This window comes from Allocatelliglobosispora scoriae (assembly GCF_014204945.1).
Classification (GTDB): Bacteria; Actinomycetota; Actinomycetes; order Mycobacteriales; family Micromonosporaceae; genus Allocatelliglobosispora; species Allocatelliglobosispora scoriae.
Genome location: NZ_JACHMN010000003.1, coordinates 1498690 through 1524034, shown reverse-complemented (window position 1 = coordinate 1524034; position 25345 = coordinate 1498690). Strand labels below are relative to the sequence as shown.

The 25345-nt window shown below is 70.2% G+C and carries 20 protein-coding genes and 1 pseudogene; 10 read left to right on the top strand and 11 right to left on the bottom strand.

The genetic code is table 11. The annotated features are described in order from the left end of the window. Positions 1-103 precede the first annotated feature (103 nt). A complete protein-coding gene (locus F4553_RS33310; protein WP_184844316.1) occupies positions 104-2530 on the top strand; it encodes a protein kinase domain-containing protein in 2427 nt (808 codons plus the stop codon). A 37-nt stretch (positions 2531-2567) separates the two neighbouring features. Here F4553_RS33310 and F4553_RS33305 read toward each other — a convergent pair whose 3' ends face one another. Next, complete coding sequence (locus tag F4553_RS33305; protein WP_184844313.1) at positions 2568-3449, bottom strand: MurR/RpiR family transcriptional regulator; 882 nt, start codon at positions 3447-3449, stop codon at positions 2568-2570. A 149-nt stretch (positions 3450-3598) separates the two neighbouring features. On the opposite strand from F4553_RS33305, the gene F4553_RS33300 reads away from it, so the two are divergent. The 4 genes from F4553_RS33300 (at position 3599) to F4553_RS33285 (ending at position 8227) form a co-directional block, all read left to right on the top strand. Further along, positions 3599-4879: an extracellular solute-binding protein gene (locus F4553_RS33300; RefSeq protein WP_184844310.1), complete on the top strand. Its 1281-nt coding sequence runs from the start codon at positions 3599-3601 to the stop codon at positions 4877-4879. An 80-nt stretch (positions 4880-4959) separates the two neighbouring features. Beyond that, positions 4960-5838, top strand: a complete 879-nt coding sequence (locus F4553_RS33295; RefSeq protein ID WP_184844307.1) for a carbohydrate ABC transporter permease — start codon at positions 4960-4962, stop codon at positions 5836-5838. Further along, positions 5835-6650: a carbohydrate ABC transporter permease gene (locus tag F4553_RS33290; RefSeq protein WP_312875479.1), complete on the top strand. Its 816-nt coding sequence runs from the start codon at positions 5835-5837 to the stop codon at positions 6648-6650. The genes F4553_RS33295 and F4553_RS33290 overlap by 4 nt, the downstream gene beginning before the upstream one ends. A 17-nt stretch (positions 6651-6667) precedes the next feature. Further along, entirely contained in the window at positions 6668-8227 is a 1560-nt protein-coding gene (locus F4553_RS33285) for a glycoside hydrolase family 10-like protein (protein WP_246467549.1), read from the top strand. 303 nt (positions 8228-8530) lie between these two features. Here F4553_RS33285 and F4553_RS33280 read toward each other — a convergent pair whose 3' ends face one another. Beyond that, positions 8531-9478 (bottom strand): N-acetylglucosamine kinase, encoded by a 948-nt coding sequence (locus F4553_RS33280; protein WP_184844304.1) that lies wholly within the window; start codon positions 9476-9478, stop codon positions 8531-8533. Between the two features lie 90 nt (positions 9479-9568). On the opposite strand from F4553_RS33280, the gene F4553_RS33275 reads away from it, so the two are divergent. Further along, the gene (locus F4553_RS33275; RefSeq protein WP_184844301.1) at positions 9569-10063 is read left to right on the top strand and encodes a SixA phosphatase family protein; all 495 of its coding nucleotides are present in this window, start codon (positions 9569-9571) and stop codon (positions 10061-10063) included. A gap of 27 nt (positions 10064-10090) precedes the next feature. On the opposite strand, the gene F4553_RS33270 is transcribed toward F4553_RS33275, so the two are convergent. From F4553_RS33270 to F4553_RS33255, 4 genes are all read right to left on the bottom strand, one after another. Next, positions 10091-10867, bottom strand: a complete 777-nt coding sequence (locus tag F4553_RS33270) for a DUF2278 family protein (protein ID WP_184844298.1) — start codon at positions 10865-10867, stop codon at positions 10091-10093. A 59-nt stretch (positions 10868-10926) separates the two neighbouring features. After that, positions 10927-12096: a YihY/virulence factor BrkB family protein gene (locus F4553_RS33265; RefSeq protein ID WP_184844295.1), complete on the bottom strand. Its 1170-nt coding sequence runs from the start codon at positions 12094-12096 to the stop codon at positions 10927-10929. Between the two features lie 112 nt (positions 12097-12208). Beyond that, positions 12209-12385 carry a hypothetical protein gene (locus tag F4553_RS33260; protein ID WP_184844292.1) on the bottom strand — a complete coding sequence of 59 codons (177 nt, stop codon included), beginning with the start codon at positions 12383-12385 and terminating at the stop codon, positions 12209-12211. 77 nt (positions 12386-12462) lie between these two features. Then, the gene (locus tag F4553_RS33255) at positions 12463-13149 is read right to left on the bottom strand and encodes a nitroreductase family protein (RefSeq protein ID WP_184844289.1); all 687 of its coding nucleotides are present in this window, start codon (positions 13147-13149) and stop codon (positions 12463-12465) included. Positions 13150-13223: 74 nt separating this feature from the next. On the opposite strand from F4553_RS33255, the gene F4553_RS33250 reads away from it, so the two are divergent. Then, the gene (locus F4553_RS33250; protein ID WP_184844286.1) at positions 13224-14171 is read left to right on the top strand and encodes a LysR family transcriptional regulator; all 948 of its coding nucleotides are present in this window, start codon (positions 13224-13226) and stop codon (positions 14169-14171) included. A gap of 136 nt (positions 14172-14307) precedes the next feature. Here the strand turns inward: F4553_RS33250 and F4553_RS33245 are convergent, their stop codons facing one another. Further along, the gene (locus F4553_RS33245; RefSeq protein WP_184844283.1) at positions 14308-15501 is read right to left on the bottom strand and encodes a S8 family peptidase; all 1194 of its coding nucleotides are present in this window, start codon (positions 15499-15501) and stop codon (positions 14308-14310) included. 160 nt (positions 15502-15661) lie between these two features. After that, a complete protein-coding gene (locus F4553_RS33240) occupies positions 15662-17635 on the bottom strand; it encodes a family 20 glycosylhydrolase (RefSeq protein ID WP_184844280.1) in 1974 nt (657 codons plus the stop codon). Between the two features lie 103 nt (positions 17636-17738). Between F4553_RS33240 and F4553_RS33235 the strand changes: the two are divergent. Further along, a pseudogene (locus F4553_RS33235) lies at positions 17739-18723 on the top strand (aldo/keto reductase). A gap of 936 nt (positions 18724-19659) precedes the next feature. On the opposite strand, the gene F4553_RS33230 reads toward F4553_RS33235, so the two are convergent. Next, positions 19660-20394 carry a glycosyltransferase family 2 protein gene (locus tag F4553_RS33230; RefSeq protein WP_312875478.1) on the bottom strand — a complete coding sequence of 245 codons (735 nt, stop codon included), beginning with the start codon at positions 20392-20394 and terminating at the stop codon, positions 19660-19662. A gap of 64 nt (positions 20395-20458) precedes the next feature. Continuing rightward, positions 20459-21154 carry a class I SAM-dependent methyltransferase gene (locus F4553_RS33225; protein ID WP_184844274.1) on the bottom strand — a complete coding sequence of 232 codons (696 nt, stop codon included), beginning with the start codon at positions 21152-21154 and terminating at the stop codon, positions 20459-20461. Positions 21155-21270: 116 nt separating this feature from the next. Between F4553_RS33225 and F4553_RS33220 the strand changes: the two genes are divergently transcribed. Next, positions 21271-23541 carry a hypothetical protein gene (locus F4553_RS33220; protein WP_184844270.1) on the top strand — a complete coding sequence of 757 codons (2271 nt, stop codon included), beginning with the start codon at positions 21271-21273 and terminating at the stop codon, positions 23539-23541. 78 nt (positions 23542-23619) lie between these two features. Further along, positions 23620-24111: a GtrA family protein gene (locus tag F4553_RS33215; RefSeq protein ID WP_184844267.1), complete on the top strand. Its 492-nt coding sequence runs from the start codon at positions 23620-23622 to the stop codon at positions 24109-24111. Between the two features lie 13 nt (positions 24112-24124). Here F4553_RS33215 and F4553_RS33210 read toward each other — a convergent pair whose 3' ends face one another. Beyond that, positions 24125-25288 (bottom strand): amidohydrolase family protein, encoded by a 1164-nt coding sequence (locus F4553_RS33210; RefSeq protein ID WP_184844264.1) that lies wholly within the window; start codon positions 25286-25288, stop codon positions 24125-24127. Positions 25289-25345 lie beyond the last annotated feature (57 nt).

Sequence of the window (25345 nt, the reverse complement as noted above, 5' to 3'; positions counted from 1 at the left end):
GCCGGTGGACCGCGACAGCGGCCACCGGCCGTCCTTCCGCGACATCGGACGATGTGGTCCACTGTGGCGACGTGTGCACCACCCATGACCTCAGGAGCGCCCCGTGGTGAATCCGCTGGCCGGAGCGCTGCTGACCGCGCGCTACCGGCTCATCGAGCCGATCGGCTCGGGCAACTCGGGCGTCGTCTGGGACGCACGCGACGAGACGCTCGACATCCCCGTCGCCATCCGTGAGCTGCGGTTCCCCAACGGCGCCACCGAGGAGCAGCGGACCGCACTGCTGCAGGAGGCCCGGCTCGAGCCCCGATACACCGGCCGGCTCACGCACCCCAACATCGTCGCCGTCCACGATGTCGTCGAGGAGCACGACCGGCTCTGGATCGTGCTGCAGCGCGTCACCGGCCGCTCGCTCGCGGCCGATGTCGCGGCGGACGGGCCCTGGGAGCCCGCGCGGGCGGCCCGGCTCGGCATCCAGCTCGTCGAGGCGCTCATCGCCGCCCACCAGGCCGGGATCGTGCACGGTGCCATCAAACCGTCCAATGTGCTCGTGCCGGAGTTCAGCGGCGCCCTGCTCACCGACTTCCCGGCCGTGGCTCCGTCCGCCGACGGCACGCTCGCAGCGATCGGCACCGCCGGCGGCACGGCCGGTTACTCGGCGCCGGAACGGCTCACCACCGGCACCGGCGGGCCCGCCGCCGACCTCTACAGCCTCGGCGCGACGCTCTACTTCGCCGTCGAGGGCACGGCACCGGGCGGGAGCGGCACGACTCGGCACCGCGGCCCGCTCGCCCCGGTCATCGACGGCCTGCTCTCCCGCGACCCCGGCCACCGGCCCAGCCTCGCCAACACCCGTGAGCAGCTCAGCAACGTGCTCGGCATGATCAGCGCCGAGACGCCCCGCACGAAGTCCCAGCGGGTCAAGGTCGCCAGACCGGCACCGCCGCGCCGCAGCCGCCGCCGCCTCGTCTGGGTGATCGTCGCGGCCGTCGTCGCGCTCGGTCTGGCCGGCGCCGCGTTCGCCCAGGTCCGCGCGCCCCACTCGGCCGCGTCGGCGCCAACCCCTGCGGCCGGTACGCCATCAGCCGCTCCCTCGCCGAGCGCCCCCGACACCACCGCGCCCCAGCAGCCGGTGAGCCTCGTCGTCTCCGGCCGCACCACCAACGTGATCACCCTGGTGTGGACCCCCGCGATCGACGACGTGGCCGTCACCGGCTACCGGGTTCAGCGCAACGGTGTCCAGGTCGGCGCGACACCGACGGCGGACTACGCGGACACCGGGCTCGCCGTGAAGACCGCGTACACCTACACCGTCATCGCCGTGGACGCCGCGGGGAACGCGTCGGTGCCGAGCGCGGCGGTGGCGGGGACGACTCTCGCCGTACCCGACACGGCGAAGCCGACGCCGCCCACCCGCGTACGCGTGACGGGCCGGTCCACGACGTCGATCGTGCTGAACTGGACCGCCGCCACCGATGACATCGGGGTGGCCCGGTACCAGGTGCGGCGGGACGGTTCCCAGGTCGGGAACGTGACCGGGACCCGCTTCACCGACAACGGCCTGGCGCCCGGCACCACGCACACCTACTCCGTGCGGGCGGTCGACGCGGCGGGCAACGTCTCCGACCCGAGCGCCCAGGTCACCTCGGCGACGCTCACCGCGCCCGACACCGCCGCGCCGAGCGTTCCCGGCGCCCTGCGCGCCACCGACCGGACCACGACGACGATCAAGCTCGCCTGGAACGGGTCGGTCGACAACGTCGGCGTGACCGGCTACTGGGTCTACCGCAACGGCGCCCGGCTGCTCGCCGTGGACACCGGCGCCTACACCGACACCGGCCTCGCTCCCGGCACCACCTACGCCTACCAGGTGCGGGCGAGCGACGGCGCGGGCAACCTCTCGGCTCCGGCGAGCCTCTCGGTGGCGACGATCGAACCGCAGGTCACCGGCGTCACCACCGCGGTCTCGATCGGCGGCGTGCCCAACTGCACCGCGACCGTCAGCGCCACGGTGAGCGTCTCCGCCGGGCCCGTCACGGTGTCGCTGCAGACCGTCATCAACGGCGAGACCAGCACGAGCTCGGTCTCCTTCGGCGCGGGCGGCGCCCAGTCCAGGACCGTGACCGTCGGCACCGGCGTCGGCACCGCCGACGGGACCGCGCAGGTCTCGTCGACGGCGCCCAACACCGTCGGCTCCAGCAAGAGCTGGAACGGGCCGTCGGCGTGCCAGGCGGGCTTCACCGTCGGCTCGGCGTCGGCCTCGGCCGGCGACTGCGGATCGCCCACGATCAGCGGCTCGGTCCGCGTGACCGCCCTCAACAACGGCTCGGCACAGCAGTTCACGGTGCAGATGCGGGTGGACGGCTCGTCGGTCGCCGAGAAGACGGTGACGATCGACCCGAACAGCTCCGATGTCGTCGGGCTCACCTCACCGGACCCGTTCGGCAACGGCAGCTACTCCGTCACGTTCGTGGTGACCGGCGGCGGCGACAGCCACGGCACCGGCGACGTGCCGGTCTCGATCGAGTGCTGAGCTGATTCCCGCACGATCGTCGCAACGCGCAAGATCGTCACCGGCGGCCATTGCGCGGGCGGGCCTCGGCCATGAAGTTCTCCACGGCGGCCCGGGTGACCTTCAGCGCCTCGGCCGAGGTGGCGAAGGTCCGCTGGGCGACCCCGACGAAGATGCAGTCGACGACGAGGAGCTGGCTGATCCGGCTGGCGAGGGCCCCCGGCCGGAACGCCGTCTCCCGCCCCGCCGAGACGAGCGTGTATGTCGCCACCTCGGCGAGCGTGGAACGCGGGTTGTTGGTGATCGCCACCGTCACCGCACCACCGGCACCGGCGAGCCGCAGCGGCTCGACCACGTCGGCGGTCTCGCCGGTGCAGCTGATGCCGAAGACGACGTCGGCGGGCTGCGCCAGCGCGGCGCTGGTCAGGGCGAGGTGCGCGTCGGAGAAGGACCGGCCCATCAGGCCGATCCGGTTGAGCTTCTGCACCATGTCCTCGGCGACGAGACCGGAGGCGGCGACGCCGATGACGTCGATGCGCCGGGCGGCGACGACCGCGTCGACGACCTGGCCGAGAAGCTCGGGGTCGAGCTGGGCGGCGGTGTCGGAGAGGGCCTCGACCTCGGCCCGGGTCACCTTGGCGATGACGTCGGTGAGCGGATCGTCCGGGCCGAGATCGCCCGGGACCAGGCGGTCCGGTGTCTCGCGGGCAGCGGCGGCGGCGAGCGCGAGCCGCAGCGGGGTGTAGCCGGAGAAGCCGAGCGCGCGAGCCGCCCGGACGATCGTGGCTTCGCTGGTCCCGGAGGCGGCGCTCAGTTCGGTGATGGTGCTATTGGCGACGGTCGCCGGATCGTCGAGAATGAGGCGCGCGATCGTCTGCGCTGACGGTGTCAGCGAGGGCAGCACAGCACGAACCCTGGCCACGAGGTGAGCGTCGGTCATCGCAACATCCTGTCGGGAGAGGGTGGCTGTCCGCAACAACGGGGCCTCCAACGTTGCGTGTCGATGACACTTTCCTTCACAGCGATTGACTGCTTAGGAAATTTCTGCCATCGTACGCCGAACCCCCCACACCTCTCAGGGAGGACGGCATGAAGACCAGGCTCATCGCCTCGGCGGCGCTGATCGGTTGCGTGTTGCTCGCCGCCAGCGGTTGCGGCTCGGAAGCAGACGACTCGGGTGCCGCCAAGGGCGACCTGACCGTCTGGCTCCAGGTCGAAGCACAGACCCTCTGGCCCAAGTCCGTGGAAGAGACCACGGCCGCCTTCAACAAGGCCTACCCCGATGTGAAGGTGACGGTCGCCTACCAGGCCTGGACCGACCACCTCGCGAAGTTCGACGCGTCGGCGCAGGCCGGCACGGTGCCCGACGTGATCGAGATGGGCACCACCGAGATGGCGCAATACATGGCCGCCGGTGCCTTCGCCGACCTGTCCGGCAAGAAGTCCACCTTCGACAACTCCGACGCCTGGGTGAAGTCGCTCACCGACGCCGCCACGCTGAACGGCAAGCTCTACGGAGTCCCCTACTACGGCGGCGACCGCGCGGTGATCTACCGGACGGACATCCTCGCCGACGCCGGCATCACCACGCCGCCCGCCACCTGGGCGCAGCTCACCGATGCCGTCGGCAAGCTCTCCGAGAAGCACAAGGCCGACCCCACCTTCTCCGCGTTCTTCCTGCCCGGCCAGCACCAGTATTCGGCGATGCCCTTCATCATCGACGCGGGCGGCTACATCGCCAAGCAGGGCTCGGACGGCAAGTGGGACGCCGGTTTCTCCACCCCGGAATCGATTGCGGGCCTGAAGAACTGGAAGGCGCTGATGGACGCCGGCTACCACGGCGACCGGACCATCAACGACCTCACCGCCTTCAGCACCATGGTCGCGGGCAAGGCCGCCATGTTCTACGACACCAGCGGCCAGATGAAGAAGGTCTTCGGCAAGGACGGTGACGCCGCCCTCAAGGACAAGGTGCTCTCCTTCCGCCTGCCCAGCCCGACCAAGCCCGACGGCTTCCTGCCGACCTTCATGGGCGGCTCCGTCGTCGCCGTCCCGGCGAAGAGCAAGCACGCCGAGTGGGGTGCGGCCTGGATCAAGGAGTACACGTCCAGCGCCCGCCAGCAGCAGTTCGTCGACGGCGGCTTCCTCTCCAACACGCTCAAGGTGGTGCCGAGCGACCCGCAGATGAAGGGGTACGCCGAAGCACTCAAGGACACCTTCACCCTGCCCCCGGCCAAGAACTGGGCGCAGGTGGAGAAGACGAAGCTCGTGCTGACCATGCTCGTCGACATCGCGACCGGCAAGGCCACCGTCGAGCAGGCCACCGCCACCGCGGACACGGCCATCGAGGCGGCGCTCAACGCGGCATAGCGCGTCACCGCGTAGCCTCACCGGCCGGGGCGGGCACCACCCCACCGCCCCGGCCACCCTCCCACACCCCCGGAGGCAGCATGCAGCGCCGCGACAAGCGACTGCCCTTCCTGCTCATCGCGCCGTCGGTGATCGTGCTCATCGCCGTGCTCGGCTACCCGCTGGCCCGCGTCGTGGTGCTCTCCTTCCAGCGGTGGGGCGTCGAGCAGATCTTCAGCGATTCGCCGCCGCCCTTCGTCGGGCTGGAGAATTACTCCCGCATCCTCTCCGACGGGCAGTTCTGGACGGTCCTGTGGCGGACGCTGCTGCTCACCGCCGTGATGGTCGCCGCCTCGATGCTCGCCGGGGTCGGCATCGCGCTGCTGATGGAGCGGGTCCACACCTCGGTACGCCGCGCGATGACCTTCGTCCTCGTGCTCGCCTGGGCGGTGCCGAGCTTCGTCTCGACCCAGATCTTCGGCTGGATGACCCAGCAGAACTTCGGCGTCCTCAACCACCTCCTCGGCACCGGCCAGCACAACTGGTATGTCAACAGCGTCGAGGGCCTCGGCGTCGCCACGGTCGTCGTCGTGTGGGGTGCCGTCCCCTTCATCGCCATCACCACCTACGCCGGGCTCACGCAGGTGCCCGCCGAGCTGATCGAGGCGGCCCGGATCGACGGCGCGTCGGGGCGGCAGGTGCTGACCCGGATCACGATGCCGCTGCTGCGGCCCATCCTCGTCGTCGTCACCTCACTGTCGGTGATCTGGGACTTCCAGGTCTTCAACCAGATCTGGATCCTGCGCAACAGCTCCCCCGAGACCGACTACCAGACCCTGACGATCTACGCCTACATGCAGGCCTACGCCGGGCACGAGTACGGCTACGCCTCCTCCGTCGCCGTCGTGACGATCGCGCTGCTCATCGTGGTCATGGTCTTCTACCTGCGCCAGATCGTCCGGATGGGAGACGTGGAGTGAAGCGCTCCCTCTACAGCGTCGTCGGGATCCTCGTCGTCATCGTCTGGGCGTTCCCCGTCTACTGGATGGCGACGACGGCGGTCAAACCCGGCCGGGACATGTTCGCCGCGGTGCCGCAGATGGTCCCGCTGCATCCGACCCTCGCCAACTTCTCCCGGGTCCTCGACGACCCGATCTTCTGGCAGGCGGCACGGAACAGCGTCATCGTCAGCGCGTGCGCGGTGGCGCTCGCGATGGTCGTGGCGTTCCTCGCGGCACTCGCCGTGGCGCGGTTCCCGTTCGCGGGTCGGCGTACCTTCCTGGTGGTCGTCATGGTCGTGCAGATGATCCCGCACGTCGCGATCGTGATCCCGATCTTCCTCACCCTCGGCGACCTGCAGCTCGCCGACACCCTGCCCGGCCTGGTCGTCTCCTACCTCGCCTTCGCGCTGCCGTTTGCGATCTGGACCCTGCGCGGCTTCGTCGCCGGGGTGCCGAGGGAGCTGGAGGAGGCCGCGCTGATCGACGGCTGCAGCCGGATGCAGGCCTTCCGGCGGATCACGCTGCCGCTGATCTTCCCGGGGCTCGTCGCCACCTCGATCTACACGATGATCCTGGCCTGGAACGAGTACCTGCTGACCTACTTCCTGATCAGCAGCCCCGACAAGTACACGCTGCCGCTCTGGCTGACGCACTTCGTCGGCACCGAGGGCACCGAGTTCGGTCCGCTCATGGCCGGGGCGACGCTCATCGCCATCCCGGTCGCCGTCTTCTTCGCGATCGTGCAGCGGCACCTCGCCCGAGGGCTCACCGCCGGCGCGGTCAAGGGTTGATCCCAGGAGGTCCCACCTTGTCCAGCACAGCCACCTCCCGACGCGCGCTGCTGCGCGCCACCGGTGCCGCCTTCCTCGGCGCCTCGGTCGGGCTGCCGCTCCTGTCCGGCTCCGCCCACGCGGCCGACCCCCTGCCGAGGCTGCCGCTGCGGCAGATGCGCGGCATGTGGATCGCGTCCGTCGTCAACATCAACTGGCCGTCGACGACCGGGCTCAGCCCCGAGACCCAGATGGCCGAGTACCTCGCCTGGCTCGACGTCGCCCAGTCCCGCAAGCTCAACGCCGTCTTCGTGCAGATCCGGCCGACCGCCGACGCCTTCTGGCCGTCGCCGTTCGAGCCCTGGTCGCAGTACCTCACCGGGGTGCAGGGGCAGGACCCCGGCTACGACCCGCTCGCCTTCATGATCTCCGCCGCGCACGAGCGGGGGCTCGCCTTCCACGGCTGGTTCAACCCCTACCGGGTCTCGATGCAGGCCGATCCGGCGAAGCTGGTGCCGTCGCACCCGGGGCGGATCCATCCGGAGTGGATAGTGCCCTATGCCGGGAAGCTCTACTACAACCCCGGGCTGCCCGAGGTCCGCGCCTTCGTCCAGGACGCGATCATGGACGCGGTCAGCCGTTACGACCTCGACGGTGTGCACTTCGACGACTACTTCTACCCGTACCCGGTGGGAACTCAGGTCTTCAACGACGACGCGGCCTTCGCCGCGCACGGCGAAGGATGGACCGACCGGGCCGCGTGGCGCCGCCACAACATCGACCTGCTCGTCACCGAGATGCAGGCCCGGGTCCGGGCCGCGAAGCCCGAGGTCGCGTGGGGTGTCAGCCCGTTCGGCATCTGGCGCAACGCCGCGAGCGACCCGCTCGGCTCGGCCACCGCCGGCACGCAGAGCTTCGACGCCAACCATGCAGACACCCGTCGATGGGTACGCGACGGGCTGCTGGACTACATCGCCCCGCAGCTCTACTGGCACATCGGTCTCGCCGTCGCCGACTACGCGGCGCTCGCACCGTGGTGGGCCGGTGTCGCCGACGGCACCGACGTGCAGCTCTGGATCGGGCAGGCCGGTTACAAGGTCGCTCTGACCGGCCAGCCCGCGCCGTGGTTCGACCCCGCGGAGTTGTCCCGGCACCTCACCCTCAACCGGGGATATCCGCAGATCGGCGGGGATATCTGGTACAACGCCAACGACGTACGGGCCGACCGGATCACCTCGATCAGCACCGTCGTCGCCGATCATTACCCGCACCCGGCGCTGCCGCCGCTGCTGCCGCGGCTCGCCGGTGGTCCGCGCCCGCACCACCCGGTGATCACGTCCGCGCGGCTGACCGCCGACGGGGTTCAGCTGAACTTCCACGCGACGGCCCACGGGGTGCCCCGGCTCTACGCCGTCTACCGCTTCAGCGACTCCGGGCGGGACTTCACCGACGGGCGGAACCTGGTCGCGGTCCTGCCCGGTGGCCGGGACGGTACGTGGACCGACCCGGACGGCACGGACGCGGTCACCTACCACGTGACGGCGCTGGACGCCGCGGCGCGGGAGAGCTCCCCCAGCCCGGGCCGCCGCCCGCACTGACGCACCCCTTGAGGGAGGGCTGGGTGCAGCGCCCTCCCTCAAGCACCCCACCCCACCCCACGCCGCAACTCTTCAAGAGTTGGTCCCATTCCGCGCCCCACCGCGCCGCGCCCCACCGCGCCGCACCCCACGCCCCAACTCTTCAAGAGTTGGTCCTATCGCGCGCATCCCCGGTGCTTGATCGCGCTGTTTCCGGGAAACAGTCCCCTCCGGGTGGGGGTGAGGGGACTGTTTCCGGGTTCGTGCACGATCATGCGCCGCAGCGCGAAGGAGCGGACCGGGGTGACGGCGTGATCGTGCTGGTCAGCGCGTGAGGAGGCGGCGGTGGGACTGGTGCGCCGCATCAGGAGCCAGGGTGCCGGCATCCGCCAACTCGTGCAGCGCCAGCGCAGCCGCGCCCGCCGCGCCGTCCACGGCCGTCACCACGCGCCGATCCGCGAGCCCGGTCCGGACCAGGTCGGCCACGACCGTCGGTGCCGTCAGCAGCCCGCCCGCGAGCACGATCGGACCGCCGTCTCCCGCGACGGCGTTGGCGGTCCGCAGCAGCCGGTCCGCCGCCCCGACGAGGATCTCCCACGCCACCGCGTCCCCCGCCCGGGCGGCCTCCTCCACCACCGTGCTCAGGATGCCTAGCGCAGCAGGTGGGGCCGCATAGGCGGCCCGCACGATCCCCTGCGCAAGACCGGCATCGGCGGACACGCCCAGCAGCTCGGGGATGGCTTTGACCAGGCTGGTGCCGGCAGCTCGACCGTCATCGGCGGCGAGCACGGCGGCGACGGCGGCCCGGCCGATCCAGACCGCGGAGCCCTCGTCGCCGAGGAGCCAGCCGTAGCCGTCCGCCCGGTGCGCGATCCGGCGTGCGGCGATGCGGGCGCCGACCGCGCCGGTCCCGGCGATGAGGACGGTCCCGTCGGGCTCGTCGGTCCCCGCCGCGTAGGCGATCTCGATATCGCCGGTGACCACGGGCCGACCGGGCAGACCGGCGGACTCCCAGACCTCGGTGACGAGTGCGGTCGCCGCTGCCAGGCCGGCTGCTCCGGCACCGGCGAGCCCGACGACACCCGCGACGACCGACTCGGGTTCGACGGCGATGAGGGTGAGGCCGATCGCCTCGCGCAGGCTCTCACCGGGGTCGGCGGAGGAGCGCTGGTTGCTGCCGCCCGCCCGGGAACGCGTGACGATCTCGCCGTCCAGGGTCGCCGCCACGCACCGCGTGCTCGTGCCGCCGCCATCCACGCCGATGACCAGCATCAACACGCCTCCCCAGGCCTGATGAAATCCTTCATGTGAGCGAAGTCGATGAAGAATACCCGCGCGCGGATTATTCGGCAGACTGTGTGCATGACGGAACGGACACTGATCATCCTGCGGCATGCGAAGGCGGAGAACCCGGCGGGCGTGGCCGACGCCGACCGGCCGCTGACCCAGCGCGGGCACACCGACGCGGCGGCCGCGGGCGCCTACCTGAGCAACTCCTCGCTCGTCCCGGACCTGGTGATCTGCTCACCGGCTCGGCGGACCCGGCAGACCTGGCACGCGGTGGCGATGGCCCTGCCGTCGGCGCCGGAGGTGGTCTACGAGCCGAGTGTCTACTCCGGCGGCGTGGCGGAGGTGCTGGCGCTGGTGCAGCGGGTGGTGGATCCGATCGCGACGGTGCTGGTGATCGGGCACAACCCCACGTTGTCGCAGCTCTCGGCGCTGCTGGATCAGTCCGGGGCGGCCGGGGAGCTGCGGACCAGCGGGATCGCGGTGCATCGCTTCACCGGGACCTGGTCGGAGCTGCGCCATCGGTCCGCTCCGCTGACGGCGAGCCACACCGGTCGGGCTCAGCTGTAGGACGAGCGATCGTACCGGCCGATGGTTTCAGCGAGGGTGACCGGCGTCGTCCGTGAGCAGCGACTGGGTGTTGAACTTGATCTGCCAGATCGCGACGCGGCCGTCGGGCTGCTCGGCCATGACGGCGCCGTCCTGCCAGATGCCGTTCGTCGGGTACCACTGGCTGCCCGCCGGATCGCCCTGGTTGAGGTGCACGTCGTGGACGCCGCGCCCGGTCTGGAAACCCTGGCCGAAGACGTAGATCCGCGCCGCCGAGCGCAGCAGCGGCTCGATCACGTCGAGCGCGTTGTCACCGGCGCTCGACACCCACGGGAAGTGGCGGATCCGCAGGTGCGGCAGGCGCGGCCCGGGGATCATGTGTCCGAGCCGCTCGCGCAGGCTCGCCAGGGCCTCCGCCACGCTGTCCGAGGCGTCCGGGCCGAAGACGGGCGCGCCGGGCGGTGGGCGCATGGCGAGTTGGTACGCCTTCGTCGTCACCCTGCCCAGCAGCTCCCAGAGGAGGCGGTTCTGCAGCAGCGGGCTGCGCACGTAGTCCAGCGCACCCGACGTGGGCGTGGACGCGAGCTGGTGGAAGCCGTCGGGCAGCGCGCGGATCGTCGCGATGTCGACGACGGTGAGGTCGTCGACGAGCCGGTAGCTGACACCGACGCTGGACGGTGCGTCGACGTCGAGCGCCGCCTCATAGATCCCGGCGGGTGTGGAGAGCTCGATGTGGCCGTGGTACCACTCGCCGAACTCATGGCTCGGGTCGCGGAAGAAGCTGTGGAACGTGCCGATCGCGACGCCGTACCGTGGCAAGGGCATGCCGACCACCCCTCGTAGCTGCTGTTACCCAGCGTCCCACAGATCGGGGTGCCCGGGGCTCAAACCCAGTTGGTGTCGATCGTCGGCTTGGTCGGCGGCTCGGGGTCGTCGCCGGGGCCCTTGTCGTCCTTCCAGTTCTTCGACAGCCGTCGCCGCCCGGACGGCTTCGCGGTCTCGGCGGCGTCCGGCACGGGCGGCACCACCGGATCGTCGACCACCGTGTCCCGATGGAGCGGGTTGTCGGCGACCGGCTCCTGCTTCGGCACGTCCCGCAGCGGCAGGTAGGGCTCCTCGTGCTTCGGCAGCCCGGCCGCGATCGCCTTGGCCCGGGCGAGCTCCGCGTCGAACTCGGCCCCGAGCAGCACCGCGACGTTGGTCAACCACATCCAGACCAGGAAGATGATGATGCCGCCGATGGCGCCGTAGGTCTTGTTGTAGGAGTCGAACCGTGCCACGTAGTAGGCGAACCCGGCCGAGACGGCGACCCAGGTCAGCACCGCGAGCGTGCTCCCCGGCGTGATCAGCCGGAAGCGCTGGCGGGCGTTGGGCGCGGCCCAGTAGAGCAGGGCGATCATGAGGCCGAAGCCGAGCACGAGCCCGGGCCACTTCAGGATGTTGAAGAGGGTGACGGTCTGCGACTCCAGGCCCATCGCGGCGCCGGTCGTCTCGGCGAGGCCGCCGGTGAAGACGATCGCGACGGCGCTGAGCACCAGGAAGACCACGGTGACCAGGGTGACGAAGAGGCGGATCGGGATCATCTTCCACAGCGGCCGGCCCTCGGGCACGTCATAGATGGTGTTCGCGGCCCGCATGAAGGCGCCGATGTAGCCCGAGGCCGACCAGAAGGCGATGACGAGGCCGGCGAAGACGATCGCGCTCGCCGACTGCTCGTTCTCCTGGATCTTGGTGACGCCGTCGACCACGATCTGCTGGGTGGCACCGCTGGTCAGGCCGAGGATGTTGTCGATCACCTTGTCGGCGGCCTTGTCGTCGAGCAGGCCGATCAGGGCGACGAAGACGAGCAGGCCGGGGAAGATCGAGAGCACGCCGTAATAGGTCAGCGCGGCGGCCTTGTCGGGCAGGTCGTCCTCGATGAACTCGTTGATCGTGCGTCCGAACGCCTTCACCCAGGCCTTGAAGCCCAGGTCGGAGGAGTGCCGGGGGCCGTTGCTGAGCAGTTCGACGAGCTTCTCCCGCTGCGCCCTGCCTGGTTCGCGCGTCCGCGCCATCGCCGCCTCCACCGATCAACGTCTCGCCGCGGCCGGTGGGAACCGGCCGCGGCGAAGTGCCGTGAAGCACGGCATGCGGGGGATTATCCGGGGCGAGGGGCCCCGGGGACAATCAGCGACGTCCGCGACGGTAACCGGTCCACGTGCCGAAGCCGGACAGGTGGAGAGCGACGAAGAGCAGACCCGCGTAGAGCAGCGTCGTGGGGGTGATGAAGCTGCCCAGCGTCTCGCCGATGAGGTGCAGCAGCAGAGCCAACCCGAACAGAACGGCGGCTACCTTGGCGAACATGTCATATCTCCTCAGTATCAGAAATGTCTACTGGGGATAGATGCCCACCTCCGGCGCGCCGCAAACCTGCCCGCGTGTCACAAACCGTTGGCGGGAAAGAACTCCAGGGCCTCTTCCAGCGGTTTTCGGGTCAGATCGGGCACGGTCGCACCGGGTCCGGGGTAGCCCACCGGGAAAAGGATGTAGGGACGCTCGTGCGCGGGCCGCTCCAGGATCTCGGTGAGGAACGCCATCGGGTTCGGCGTGTGGGTCAGCGTCGCCAGGCCCATCGTGTGCAGCGCCTCGATGAAGAGCCCGCAGGCGATCCCGACGCTCTCGTTGACGTAGTAGGCCTTGCGCAGCGACCCCTCGGGTGTCGGCACCGACTTCTCGGCGAAGCAGACGACGATCCACGGCACGACGTCCAGATAGGACTTGTCGGAGTCGGTGCCGAGCGGCGCCAGCGCCTCGCGCCACTCCGGTGTCAGCCGTCCCCCCTCGTAGTTCTGCCGCTCCTCCGCCTCCGCCGCCTCGCGGATCCGGTGCCGGATCCCGGCATCGGTCACGGCGACGAACTTCCAGGGCTGCAGGTGCGCGCCGCTGGGCGCGGTGTTCGCGCAGCGCACGGCCCACTCGATACATTCAGCGGGTACGGGATCAGCGCTGAAGAGCCGGACACTGCGCCGCTCGTCGAGGTGGCGGTGCAGCGCGCGGACCCGCCGCAGGCCCTCCTCGATCGGCAGCCGCGGCGGCGAGTAGACCCGAAAGGGATATAGATCGTTCATGATGCCCATTCTGGGGCCGCCGACCTCCTGCGTAACCCTTTGCCATCCCTTGCAATTGGCAATAGCATCAGCGAATGCGGGTGGAATTGCGCCACCTGAGAGTGGTCTGCGCGATAGCCGAAGCTGGCAGTGTCACGAAGGCCGCTGCCCAGCTCGGCCTCGCCGCGCCCGCGCTCACGACGCAGCTCCAACGCATCGAGCGCACCTTCGGCGGCCAGCTCTTTCACCGTGAGCGCACGGGTGTGCGCCCCACCGAGCTCGGCGAGCTGGTCCTCGCCCGGGCCCGGGTGCTGCTCCCCGCCGCGCAGGGACTGGAGGAGGAGGCGACGCGGTTCGCGAGCGCGCTAAGCCAACGGGATGCGACGACGAGCTACCGGATCGGGGCGGTCAACGGTCCGCTCATCGGCGGGCTCGTCTCCCGGCTCGCCGCGACCCATCCGGCCGCCCGGCTCACCACGCACCCGTCCTGGTCGACGACGGAGCTCGCCTCGATGCTGCTCGACGACAAGCTCGACTATGCCATCGTCGGCGCCTGCGGTGAGGCGACCCCGCCGCTCGCGGGGCAGCTCACCTGGCACCTCGTCGCGAGCGCGCCGGTCTTCGTGCTGCTCAGTGAGGATCATCCGGCGGCGGGAGTCGAGGAGATCAGCCTCGCCGACCTCGCCGACGCGCAGTGGGCGGCGACACCGGGCGACGGCTGCTTCTCCGACTGCTTCGCCGCCGCCTGCGCCCGGTCCGGCTTCACGCCGCAGCCGATCCTGGAGACCGACATCGGCGGCTGCATCGACCTGGTCCGCAGTGGTGACGCGGTGGCGCTGTGCCAGCCCACGTTCCGCGAGTCGTCGGGGGTGGTCGTGGTGCCGCTCGCCGGGAGCCCGCTGCACTGGCGCCACCTGCTCGGCTGGCGCCCGGACTCCCCCGCCGCCCGGTCGGCCGAGACGGTGGTGAGCCTCGCCGCCGAGGTCTACGACGCGGCGGTGTCGCGCAGCACCGCCTACCGCCGCTGGCTCGCCACCCGCTGACACGTTTTGCAGCAAAGCGTGGCTATTTCGCTCGGCGAAGCCACGCTTTGCTGCAAAACGTGACGGCGATCGTGGGTATAGGACACCCCACGGGGGGCACGGCTCTTTCCCAGCCGTGCCCCCCGCGCGCGTGGATCTAGAAGTTTCCCGTGTAGAGCAGGCGGTTGGGGGATCCGCTGCCGGGGCTCTTCACCACGCCGGTGGTGGCATTGGAGATGATCGCCGCCTGCACTGCCGCGGGCGACGCTCCGGTGTTGTTGGCCAGGTAGAGCGCTGCGGCACCGACGACGTGCGGTGTCGACATCGAGGTGCCGCTGATGGTGTTGGTCGCCGTGTCGCTCGTGTTCCAGCTCGACACGATGTTGATGCCGGGGGCGAAGACGTCGACGCAGGTGCCCCGGTTGCCCCAGGACGCCTTGGTGTCGGTGTTGTTGGTCACCGAGACCGTGATCGCCTCCGCCACCCGGGCCGGCGACTGGGTGCAGGCGTCGAGGGCGAAGAGCCCCAGGAACCCGTTGCCCGCCGCGATGCCGTAGGTGACGCCCGACGCGATCGAGGCGCGGACCGCCGCGTCCAGCACCGCGTCGGCACCGCCGCCGAGGCTCATGTTGGCGACGGCGGGCTTGACCGCGTTGGCGGTGACCCAGTCGATGCCCGCGACGACCTGCTCGGTGGTGCCGCTGCCCTCGCAGTCCAGCACCCGTACGCCGACGAGCTGCACGCCCTTGGCGACGCCGTGGGCCGAACCGCCGACCGTGCCCGCGACGTGGGTCCCGTGGCCGTTGCAGTCGTCGGCGCTGCCGCCGTCGATCGCGTCGAAGCCGCTGGTCGCCCGGCCGCCGAGGTCAGCGTGGCTGAACCGGATCCCGGTGTCGATGATGTAGGCGTGCACGTTGGACGCGGTGGTGGAGTAGGTGTAGGAGTTGGTCAGCGGCAGGGCTCGCTGGTCGATCCGGTCCAGGCCGTAGGACGGGGTGGGCGACTGCGTCGCCGAGGCGCGGAAGACCGTGTTCGGCTGCACGTAGGCGACCCGGGAATCCGCCGCGATCCGGCGCGCCTGCTGCTCCGTGGCGGTGATCGCGGCACCGCGCAGGGCGGCGGCGTAGGTACGGCGTACCCCCGCGCTGTGTTGTGACGTGACCGCGGCCGCGAGCGTCGCGACGCTGCCGGTGCCGTCCTTGAAGACGACGATGTAGCTGCCGGGCACGGTCTCGCCGGTGACGGCGGCGAGCGCGGCCTCGGCCGGGGCGGCCGCGACGGGCGACGCCAGGCCGAGTGCGGCGGTCACGGCGGCGGCGATCCCCACCGTCAGCACCTTGGTGACGTGCATTTCACCCTCCCCTTGTCGAGGCCGCCTGGCTGGTCGTCCAGGGGGCCATCAGCCTAACGGGCATTGAGGGGAAGATAGCAATTCTCGTGAATACATAGAAGAGTCTATTTGTGCCTGGCTTCCGGACGGTCAGCGACCCCCCGAAAGCCAGGCATAGACCTTATCGCTCCAGATAGTCCACGTTGGGACCGCCATTGGCCGTCGTGGCGGTGGCGCGGACGGTGTTGGCTCCCGCGTTGAGGGTGACCGCGATGTCCCTGGTCTGCCAGGTGTCCCAGTTGCCGGTGCCCGCGAAGGCGAGCCCGGACGCGACGACCACGCCGTTGACCAGGATGTTCATCGGCCGGTTGGTCATGGTGCCGTTGGCGAAGCGCAGCTTCAGCGTCGCCGGTCCCGCCGCTGCGGCGGTGATCGACCACTGGACGTAGCTGCCGGTGGCGTTGTCGTAGTTGACGAAGCCGGTGCCGCTGTAGCCCGCGTGGTTCGCCTCGGCGACCCCCTGCGAGATCGTCGCGTTCTCGGCCTCGTAGCGGGTGGTCGTCCCGCCGGTCGCCCACGGGACCTGGGTGGAGCGGTAGAAGTCGATCCCCATGATGGTCCAGCGCGGGCCCTGCGCACCGAGGCGGGTCTTGAAGGCGGTCCAGTTGTGCGTGGACCACGGCGACCAGCCGAGCTCGGCGAGCGCGGGCAGGCGCGGGAACGCCATGAACTCGATGTTGTCGAGCGTCGTGAGCGTCTCGCTCCACATCGGCGCCTCGACGCCGAGCACGGACGCCGCGGGCAGGTTGGCGAGGTAGGCGCCGGGGTTCCACTCGTACGCCGTCTGCACCTCGATGTAGCCCGCCCAGGACAGGCCCAGCGGCGTCGAGGTGTTGTACTTCATGTCCAGGTAGGCCTTGTTCGCCGGGGACATGACGACCTTCGCGCCCGCCGCGGCGGCACTGACGACGGCGGCATCGGTCGTGCCGGTGCCCCAGAACTGCATCACCCGGCCGGCCGAGGCGTTGGCACCGGTGATCTGGTGCCAGCCCATCACCGACTTGCCGAGGTTGGTCACCATCGGCTGGACCTGGTTCATGAAGGTGGAGTACTGCGCGGGCGTCGTCGCGGACGCCTCGTCGCCGCCGATGTGCAGATAGGGCCCCGGGGTGAGCGCCGCGAGCTCGCTGAGCACGTTCTGCACGAAGGTGTAGGTGACCGCCTTCGAGGTGCACAGCGTGCTGAACCCGACGTCCGTGCCGGTGTAGAGCGCGGGCGCGACACCGTTGCAGTTGAGCTCGGCATAGGACGCGAGCGCCGCGTTGGTGTGGCCCGGCATGTCGATCTCCGGCACGATCGTGATCTGCCGCGAGGCGGCGTAGGCGACGATGTCGGAGTACTGCGCCTTCGTGTAATAGCCGCCCGCGCCCCCGCCGACCTGGGTGCTGCCGCCGTAGGTGGCCAGCCGCGACCAGGAGTCGACGACGATGCGCCAGCCCTGGTCGTCGGAGAGGTGCAGGTGCAGGTAGTTGATTTTGTAGAGCGCGAGCTGGTCGAGGTAGGCCTTCACCGTCGCGACCGGGAAGAAGTGGCGCGCCGTGTCGAGCATCGCGCCGCGGTAGGCGTACCGGGGGTAGTCGATGATCCGTCCACCCGCGACGGTCCACGCCACCGACTGCACCGTCGCGGCCTCCACCTGCGCCGGGAGGAGCTGCCGCAGCGTCTGCACGCCGTGGAAGAGCCCGGCGGCGGTCTGCGCCCGGATGACGACGGTCGCGGCGGTCACGTCGAGCTGGTAGCCCTCCGCGCCGACACTCGCGTCCGCGCCGGTGAGCAGCAGCGAGATGCCGCTCGTCGGGGTGCCCGCGGGTGCGTCGGCGACCGGGACGGCGTACCCGGTGGAGCGGCGCAGGAGCGCGGCGAGGTAGGTGCCGACGGCGGCCGCGGCGGACGAGCCCGGCGCGGTGTAGACCGAGGCGCCGGACGGCAGCGTGTAGGTGACACCGGCGGCGGGCTGCACCGTGACCGGGGCGGGGATCACATCGGAGAGCGCGGCGGCGGCCGAGGCCGGGGTGGCGATGGAGGTCGTGAGCAGACCGGCGACGAGGGCAGCGGAGGCGACGCCGGCGAGGGTGCGTCTGGTGACTAATGGCATGGGGGCTCCAACAGTGGGGGCATTACTATTAGTAAAGTTAACTTTATATGTCCCCTGCGTGCCGTCAAGCACCGTCCCGCGCCAATCCGCGTAGGCTGCCCCCGTGGAACAGCGTCAGCTTGGCCGCACCGGCCGCAACGTGAGCATCATCGGACTCGGCGCCTGGCAGCTCGGAGCGGACTGGGGTGACGTCCCCCCCGACGAGGCCTTCGCGGTCCTCAACGCCGCCGTCGACGCCGGAGTGACCTTCATCGACACCGCGGACGTCTACGGCGACGGGCGCAGCGAGACCTTCATCGGCGAATTCCTGCGGCAGCGCGGCGACGCCTCGCTGACCGTCGCCACCAAGATGGGGCGGCGCGTCGCGCAGGTCCCCGGCAACTACACCCTGGACAACTTCCGGGCCTGGACCGACCGGTCCCGCGCCAACCTCGGCGTCGAGACCCTCGACCTGGTGCAGCTGCACTGCCCGCCGACGCCCGTCTACAGCACCGACGCGGTCTTCGACGACCTCGACACCCTGGTCGCGGAGAAGCGGATCGCCGCCTACGGCGTCAGCGTCGAGACCTGCGACGAGGCACTCGCGGCCATCGCCCGGCCCGGCGTCGCGAGCGTCCAGATCATCCTCAACATGCTCCGGCTCAAGCCGCTCGCCCGGGTCCTGCCCGCCGCGGGCCGCCGCCGGGGTCGGCATCATCGCGCGCGTCCCGCTCGCGTCCGGTCTCCTATCCGGCCGGTACGACGAGAGCACCACCTTCTCCGCCGACGACCACCGCACCTACAACCGGCACGGTGAGGCGTTCGATGTCGGTGAGACCTTCTCCGGGGTGCCCTTCGAGGTCGGGCTGGCCGCCGTGCGGCGCCTCGCCCCGCTGGCACCGGCGGGCGCGACGATGGCACAGTTCGCGCTGCGGTGGATCGTCGACCAGCCGGGCGCGACGGTCGTCATCCCCGGCGCCCGCAACGCGTCGCAGGCCCAGGGCAACGCCGCAGTGGGCGACCTGGCGCCGCTCTCCCCGGAGGCGCAGAGCGCGATCACGGAGGTCTACGACGACCTGATCCGCCCCCTGATCCACGACCGCTGGTAACCCGCTGCGCTGTCTGCCGCCCGCGTGGTCGCGTTGTTTCCCGGAAAGAGTCCCTTCCTGCTGCGCGCGAGGGAGCTGTTTCCGGGAAACAGCGCGAGCACGGCACAGCGCGAGCACGGCACAGCGCGAGCACGGCACAGCGCGAGCACGGCACAGCGCGAGCACGGCACGGTTGCCTCCGGCAACGCGCCCTATGCCGGCCAGCATGCCAGGAGCGGCGTCGCTGAGGACTGCCCGTGCATGATCGCGTTACTTCCCGGAAGTAGCCCCTTCGGGCGCGCTGGGAAGGGGCTACTTCCGGGAAGTAACGCGATCATGCGACAGGCGCGGACGCACCGTCCAGAGCAGGACGCCGCTCCAACATGTTCGCCCTCGAAACCGGCGCCGGTCGGCACGCCTGGTGCGGTATCGCCGAGTACCGCCCGCGCTTGATCGCGTTGTTTCCCGGAAGTAGGCCCTACCCAGTGCGTCCGAAGGGCCTACTTCCGGGAAACAACGCGATCAAGCATCAGGTGAGCGCGACGCGAGGACGGTGCGCGAGGACGGACGGCGGGCAGATGCGATGCGCGGCCCATCTGCGCGGCGAGGGAGCCCGCTGAGCGCAAGCAGTAGACAGAGCGCGGCGCGAGGACAGAGCCCGCGACACAAGGTCGGGCCGGATGCGGCATCGCTCATGATCGCGTTGTTTCCGGGAACCTGGCCCCTCCCGCCGCTCGCGAGTAAGCCGTTTCCGCCAACAACGCGATCACGCAGACAGGCGCGCGCCAGACAGTCGGGCCGACCGCGACGCCCTCTCATGATCGCGTTGTTTCCCGGAAGCAGGCCCTACCCAGTGCCCCCGAGGGGGCTGCTTCCGGGAAGTAACGCGATCACGCAAGACAGAAGCGCGCCGCGCAGCCCGAAGGCCACGCGACGCGCTCCGTCAGCAGTAAGCAGTCAGCGGGTCGAACGGGCCAGCGGGCGCACGTAGACCGGCGACATCTGGCGGATCTTGCGACGCTTCATCCGCATCTTCAGCATCAGCCAGATCATGCCGAAGCCGAGCTTGATGGTCTTGCCGAGGTCGCCCGTCACCGACGAGACGCCGACGCGCTCGTGGTAGTTGACCGGCACCTGGACGAACTTCGACCGCATGATCACGGCGAGGATCAGCATCTCCAGGCCGTACGCCGAGCCGTCGAGCTTCGACTTCGCCAGGATCATGTCGGCCTGCTCGCGGGTCATCACCCGGAACGTGCAGCCGACGTCGCTGAGGTAGGGCGAGTTGTAGATCAGCTCGATCATCTTGGCCACGGCCCAGTTGCCCCACTGCAGGAACCAGCCCATGTTGGCGCCGTCCCAGATGAAGTTGGAGACGGTCCGCGAACCCACGACGTACTCACATTCGGGCATGAACGCGAGCAGCTTGCGGATGTCGGCCGGGTTGAAGGTGCCGTCCGGCTCGCAGATCGCGACGAGGTCGGTGTTCGCCTCGCGCAGGCCCCGCTTGATCGCGGCGCCGTAGCCCTGCGTGTGCTCGATGACCTCGCGGGCACCGGTCTTGGCTACCTCCTCGGAGGTGCCGGCGGCGGCGTTGTTGTTGACGACGATGACCTCGTCAATGATCCCCAGTGCCTCGAACTGGCGGATGCACTCGGCGATGCTGTCCTTCTCGTTGTACGTCGGAAGCACAACCGACAACGTCTTACCGTTCCACACTGGGGCATACCTCCATCGTCTCCGGTGATCGTCCGGATCACCGCGAAGCAACAACCAACATCTGCCCGGCCAGCGGCTTGACCGGCGAGCGCAAATACCACGGGACGAGGAACGTGAGGCTCGACCCGCGGGACTTCAACGTCAGCGGCAGGAACTTCGCATGCACCGCCTTGATGCTGAATCCCTCCGCGACCAGGTAATCCGAGAGGGACTGATCCGTAAAGATAGCCACATGTGTGAAGTCGTCAAAATAACGACCCGGGTTCAGCCGGAAATTCGGCTGCAGCAGGATCAACTTGCCGCCGGGCCGCAGGACCCGCTTCGCCTCGGCGAGCAGAGCCGACGACTGCGGTCGCAGGAGGTGCTCGAGGAGGTTGGAGGCGAAGACGACATCGAAGCTGGCGTCCTCGAAGGGGCTCAGATCGGTGCAGTCGCCGACGACCGGGGTGACGTGCTTGGCAGCGGCCCGCTCGACCGTCGCGTCGAGGTCCATGGCGACGACCTTGCGTGCCCGGACATTATTGGAAAAGTCACACCAACCGGCGCCGAGCTCCAGCACATCGGCTTGCGGACTGATCCACCGGCCCAGGTAAGCGCAGAGGTGTTTCCACACCTTTGTCCGATTCGCATCCTGGACCAGTCGCGTTTCGAAGTAGCCGGGGACGTAAACGCCCGTGGCGGCAGTCTCGCCGGAGATGGGTGCCTGGCGGGGCTCAGAGTCTGTGGGTGACACGAGGCAGAAGGCTAGCAGTACCGGGGGACCAGCGGGAACTCATGGTGCAACCTATACTCCAGCGAGTCGGGCGGGACCTCGACACAACTTCGACAATCCAGACACCGAGGAGAATCGTGGCGCAGACCGCAACGACGCCGGCACCCGCGAACCCCCGCGAGCAGGCGTCCTCGGACTCGACGATCGCCAAGATCTTCAAGAAGCTCTGCGCCTATGCTCCGCTGCTGGCCGGGCTCGCCCTGATGGGCTACGCCATCCGCGTCGAGCTGCCGATCGGGAGCGCCCTCACCGCCGCGCTCTCCGTGCTGCTGGTCCAGGTGCTGCCCGGCGCGCTGGTGTGGCGTTCGGTCCGGCCCCGCCCGGGCTGGCTCGTCGAAGACCTCGTCATCGGCTTCGCCATCGGCTCGGTCCTCGCGATCATCGCGCAGGTCGGCGCCGGGCTCGCCCACGTCCAGCTGCTCTCCTTCAGCCCGCTGCTCGTGGCGGTCGCGCTGCTCGCCGCGCCGGGTTCCCGAGCCCGGATCCTGGCGGCGCAGACCCGCGCGCTGCCCTGGTGGTGGGGCCCGCCCATCGCGTTCCTCTTCCTCTTCATGGCGCCGCAGCTGCGCAGCTATTTCCGGATGGTGCCGCTGAGCTGGCCGTCCGGTGCTCGCGCCCCCGACATCGACGCCTACCTGCACCTCGCGCTCGCCGGACAGCTCGCCCACCGCGGCCCGACCACCTTCCCGTGGGTCGAGAGCGAATCGCTGGCCTACCACTGGTTCAGCCACGCCTGGGTCGCCCAGGTCTCGCAGACCTCCACGGCCGGCCTCGACGAGGTGCTCTTCCGCTTCATGCCGGCCCTGATGCCGGTCGTCGTGGTGCTCTCCGTCGCGATCGCCGCCGTCCGGCTCACCGGGCACGCCTGGGCCGGTCCGGCCGCGGGCGCCATCGCGCTCATCGGGGGCGATCTCAACGTCGTCGGCGCCATCTCGGCCGGGTTCCCGCTCACCCCGCTCTCGCCGAGCCTGGGCCTGGGCGCGCCGATGCTGGTCGGTGCCGTGCTCGTCATGGCGCTGCGCTGGAAGAAGGCGATGCTCTCCGGCAGCGTCTTCGTGCTGCCGCTGCTCGCCCTCGGCGCCTCGGGCTCCAAGGGGTCGACGCTCCCCCTCGTCGTCGCGGGACTGGGCCTCGCCCTGGTGGCGATGTTCGTCTTCAACCGCGGCCAGATCCGCGCGGTCCTCGGCGACCTGGCGATGGTGATCGGCGTCCTCATCTTCTCCGTGGTCGTGGTCTTCCACGGCTCCGGCGCAGGGCTGCACATCAGCCCCACCGACGCCGCCGAGCAGACCGCCGCCGCCAGGTGGCTGGGCAACCCGCAGAACGCCTACCAGTACTTCCTGATCTTCCTGCTCGCCGCCGGTGGTGCCCTGGCCCGCGGCTCGGGTGCCCTCGCGCTGCTCTTCAGCCGGTCCGGCCGCCGCTCCCCCACGACGTGGCTGCTCATCGGTGCCGGAGTGGCGAGCGTCGGCGCGATCGTGGTCTTCGCCCACCCCGGGTGGAGCCAGTGGTATTTCGTCCGCACCGCCGAGCCCGTGCTCGCGCTCGGCTCCGTGCTGGGCCTCGCCGCCCTCGCCGACGTGATCACCGAGAGGTCGCAGCGCATCCGCCTCGCGGTGACCGGGCTCGTCGGCGGTCTGGTGCTCGTCGCGCTCGGCCCGGTCATCCTCGGCCCGGTCCAGGGCGGGGCCTGGCTGCGCGTCACCGGCCTGCTCGGCATCGCCGCGCTGGTGCTGGTGGCGATCGCAGCGCTGACCTGGTTCACCGCGACCGACCGGGCACAGCGCCTCCGCCTCACCGGAGCGGCCCTGATCCTGACCGTCCTGGCCGGGGGCGTCTACGTGACCGTCTACGCGCTGCGCGCCAAGCCCGCAGCACCGCGCAAGCCGATCCCGATGACGCAGACGCTGGCGACCTCGCGTGGCGAGATCGACGCGGCGCGGTGGATCCGCGATCATTCGGACGTCGATGACGTGGTGATGTCGAACCGCCACTGCACCACGCCGATCGAGCCCTTCAACTGCGACAGCCGCCGGTTCGTCGTCGCCGCCTTCAGCGAGCGCCAGGTGCTGCTGGAAGGGTGGACGGCGACGCCGATGTCGGCCAAGCTGGGTCCCAACGGGCGCGACTCGATCTCGGTGAGCTACTGGCACCAGGACCTGCAGGCACTCAACGACGGCTTCATCGCCCAGCCGACCGCCGACGGTGCCCGCCAGCTGCGCGAACGGGGCGTCCGGTGGGTCTACGTCGACCACACCCGGCCGTACGCGCAGAGCCTGGAGCCCTTCGCGACGCTGCGCTTCCAGTCGGACGGCGTGGATGTCTACGAGTTCACACCCGGCAGCTGACCGAGCCACTTCGGTTCCGCGGAGCGTCGCGGAGCGGCTAACCTGTAACGGCATGACCCGACGAACATTGGAACGCGCTTGTCCCTGATTCAACGCGGATATGGCCTGCTCCGCCAGAACCTCCAACGGCTGGCCAGGTTCGGCGTCGTCGGCATGATCGGCCTCGTCGCCGATGTCGGCCTCTTCAACCTGCTGCGCTACGCCGGTGGCGAGGGCCCCCTCTACAACCAGCCGCTGACCGCCAAGGTCATCTCCACGAGCCTCGGCATCGTGGTCTCGTGGCTGGGCCACCGCTACTGGACCTTCAGCGAGAAGCGGCGCACAGCGGCCCACCGCGAGTTCGTGGTCTTCGTCGTGGTCTGCCTGATCGGGCTCGGCATCACCGTCGGCACCCTCGCCGTCTCGCACTACGTGCTCGGCTTCACCGGCGTGCTCGCGGACAACATCGCGGCCAACGTCGTCGGGCTGGGGCTGGCGACGGCGTTCCGCTTCTGGGCGATGAACGCGCACGTCTTCACCGAGGTCCGGCCCCCGGCGACCGACGAGGCACTGGCGACGTCCAGCCGCTGACGACCCGTGGTCGTCAGCGGACCCGCTGCCCGCCCCGGATCACCGCGCTGATCGAGCGCAGCGCGGTGATGTCGGCGAGCGGATCGCCGTCGACCGCGAGCAGGTCGGCGTCGAATCCGGGTGCGATGCGCCCCTTGCGGTCGCCGACCCGGCACTCCTGCGCGGCCATCGAGGTCACCGAGCGCAGCGCGTAAGCGGTGGAGTAGCCGAGCAGCTCGACCATCTCCCCCGCGCCGTAGGGCAGCACGTCGTGCGGCTTGGCGGGGCCGATCCCGGCGTCGCTGCTGCAGATCACCCGGACACCCGACTCCCGGATCCGAGCGAAGACCACGTTGAGGTCGGCGATGAGCGACACCGTCCGCGGCGTGGCGGTGAAGCCGGGCAGGTGCCCGAGGGTCGCCGAGACCGTCACCCCGGCCGCGACCAGCCCGTCGATCACCGCCTGGTCGGCGGTGGCGCCGGTGGGGGTGATGAAGGAGCAGTGCTCCACCGTGTCGACCCCGGCGGCCGTCGCGTTGGCGATGCCCGCGACGCCGTGGGCGTGCGCGGTGATCGGCAGGCCGTGCCGGTGTGCCTCGTCGACGGCGGCCCGCAGCTCCTCGACGCTGAACTGGGCCTGGTAGGGCCAGGTGCCGACGGTCAGCTCGCCACCGGTCGCCATCACCTTGATCACGTCGACACCGCGTTCGGCGCGTTCGCGCACCGCGGCCCGGATGCCCTCGACGCCCTCGGTCTCGCCGCCGAGGAACCAGCAGTGCCCGCGCGGGGTGGTGATCGGCGGGCCGGCCGTGAGGAGCTGCGGCCCGGCCGTCAGATCCGCGGCGAACTCGTCCCGCAGGCCGAGCGCGAGGTAGCTGCGATCACCCAGGTCCCGGATCGTCGTGACCCCGCCGAGCAGGGCCCGGCGCGCCGCCGCCCGCATCTCGACGCGCAGCTCGTCGTCGCCGATCGTGGCGAGCCGCCCGACCGGGTTGGTGCCGGCATCGAGACAGAGGTGGATGTGGGCGTCGACGAGGCCGGGCAGCAGGGTGACATCACCCAGGTCGACGACCTCGGCACCGGCGGGCACCTCGGCGCCGACACCGGCGATGCGGCCGTCATCGACCAGCACCACGGGCCGGTCGATCGGGACGGCGTCGACGCCGTCGAAGAGCCGGGCTGCCAGGATCGCCTGCACGATCACTCCCCACCGTCAGTCAGCACGTCACGACGATCCATCATGTCGCGTTTCGCA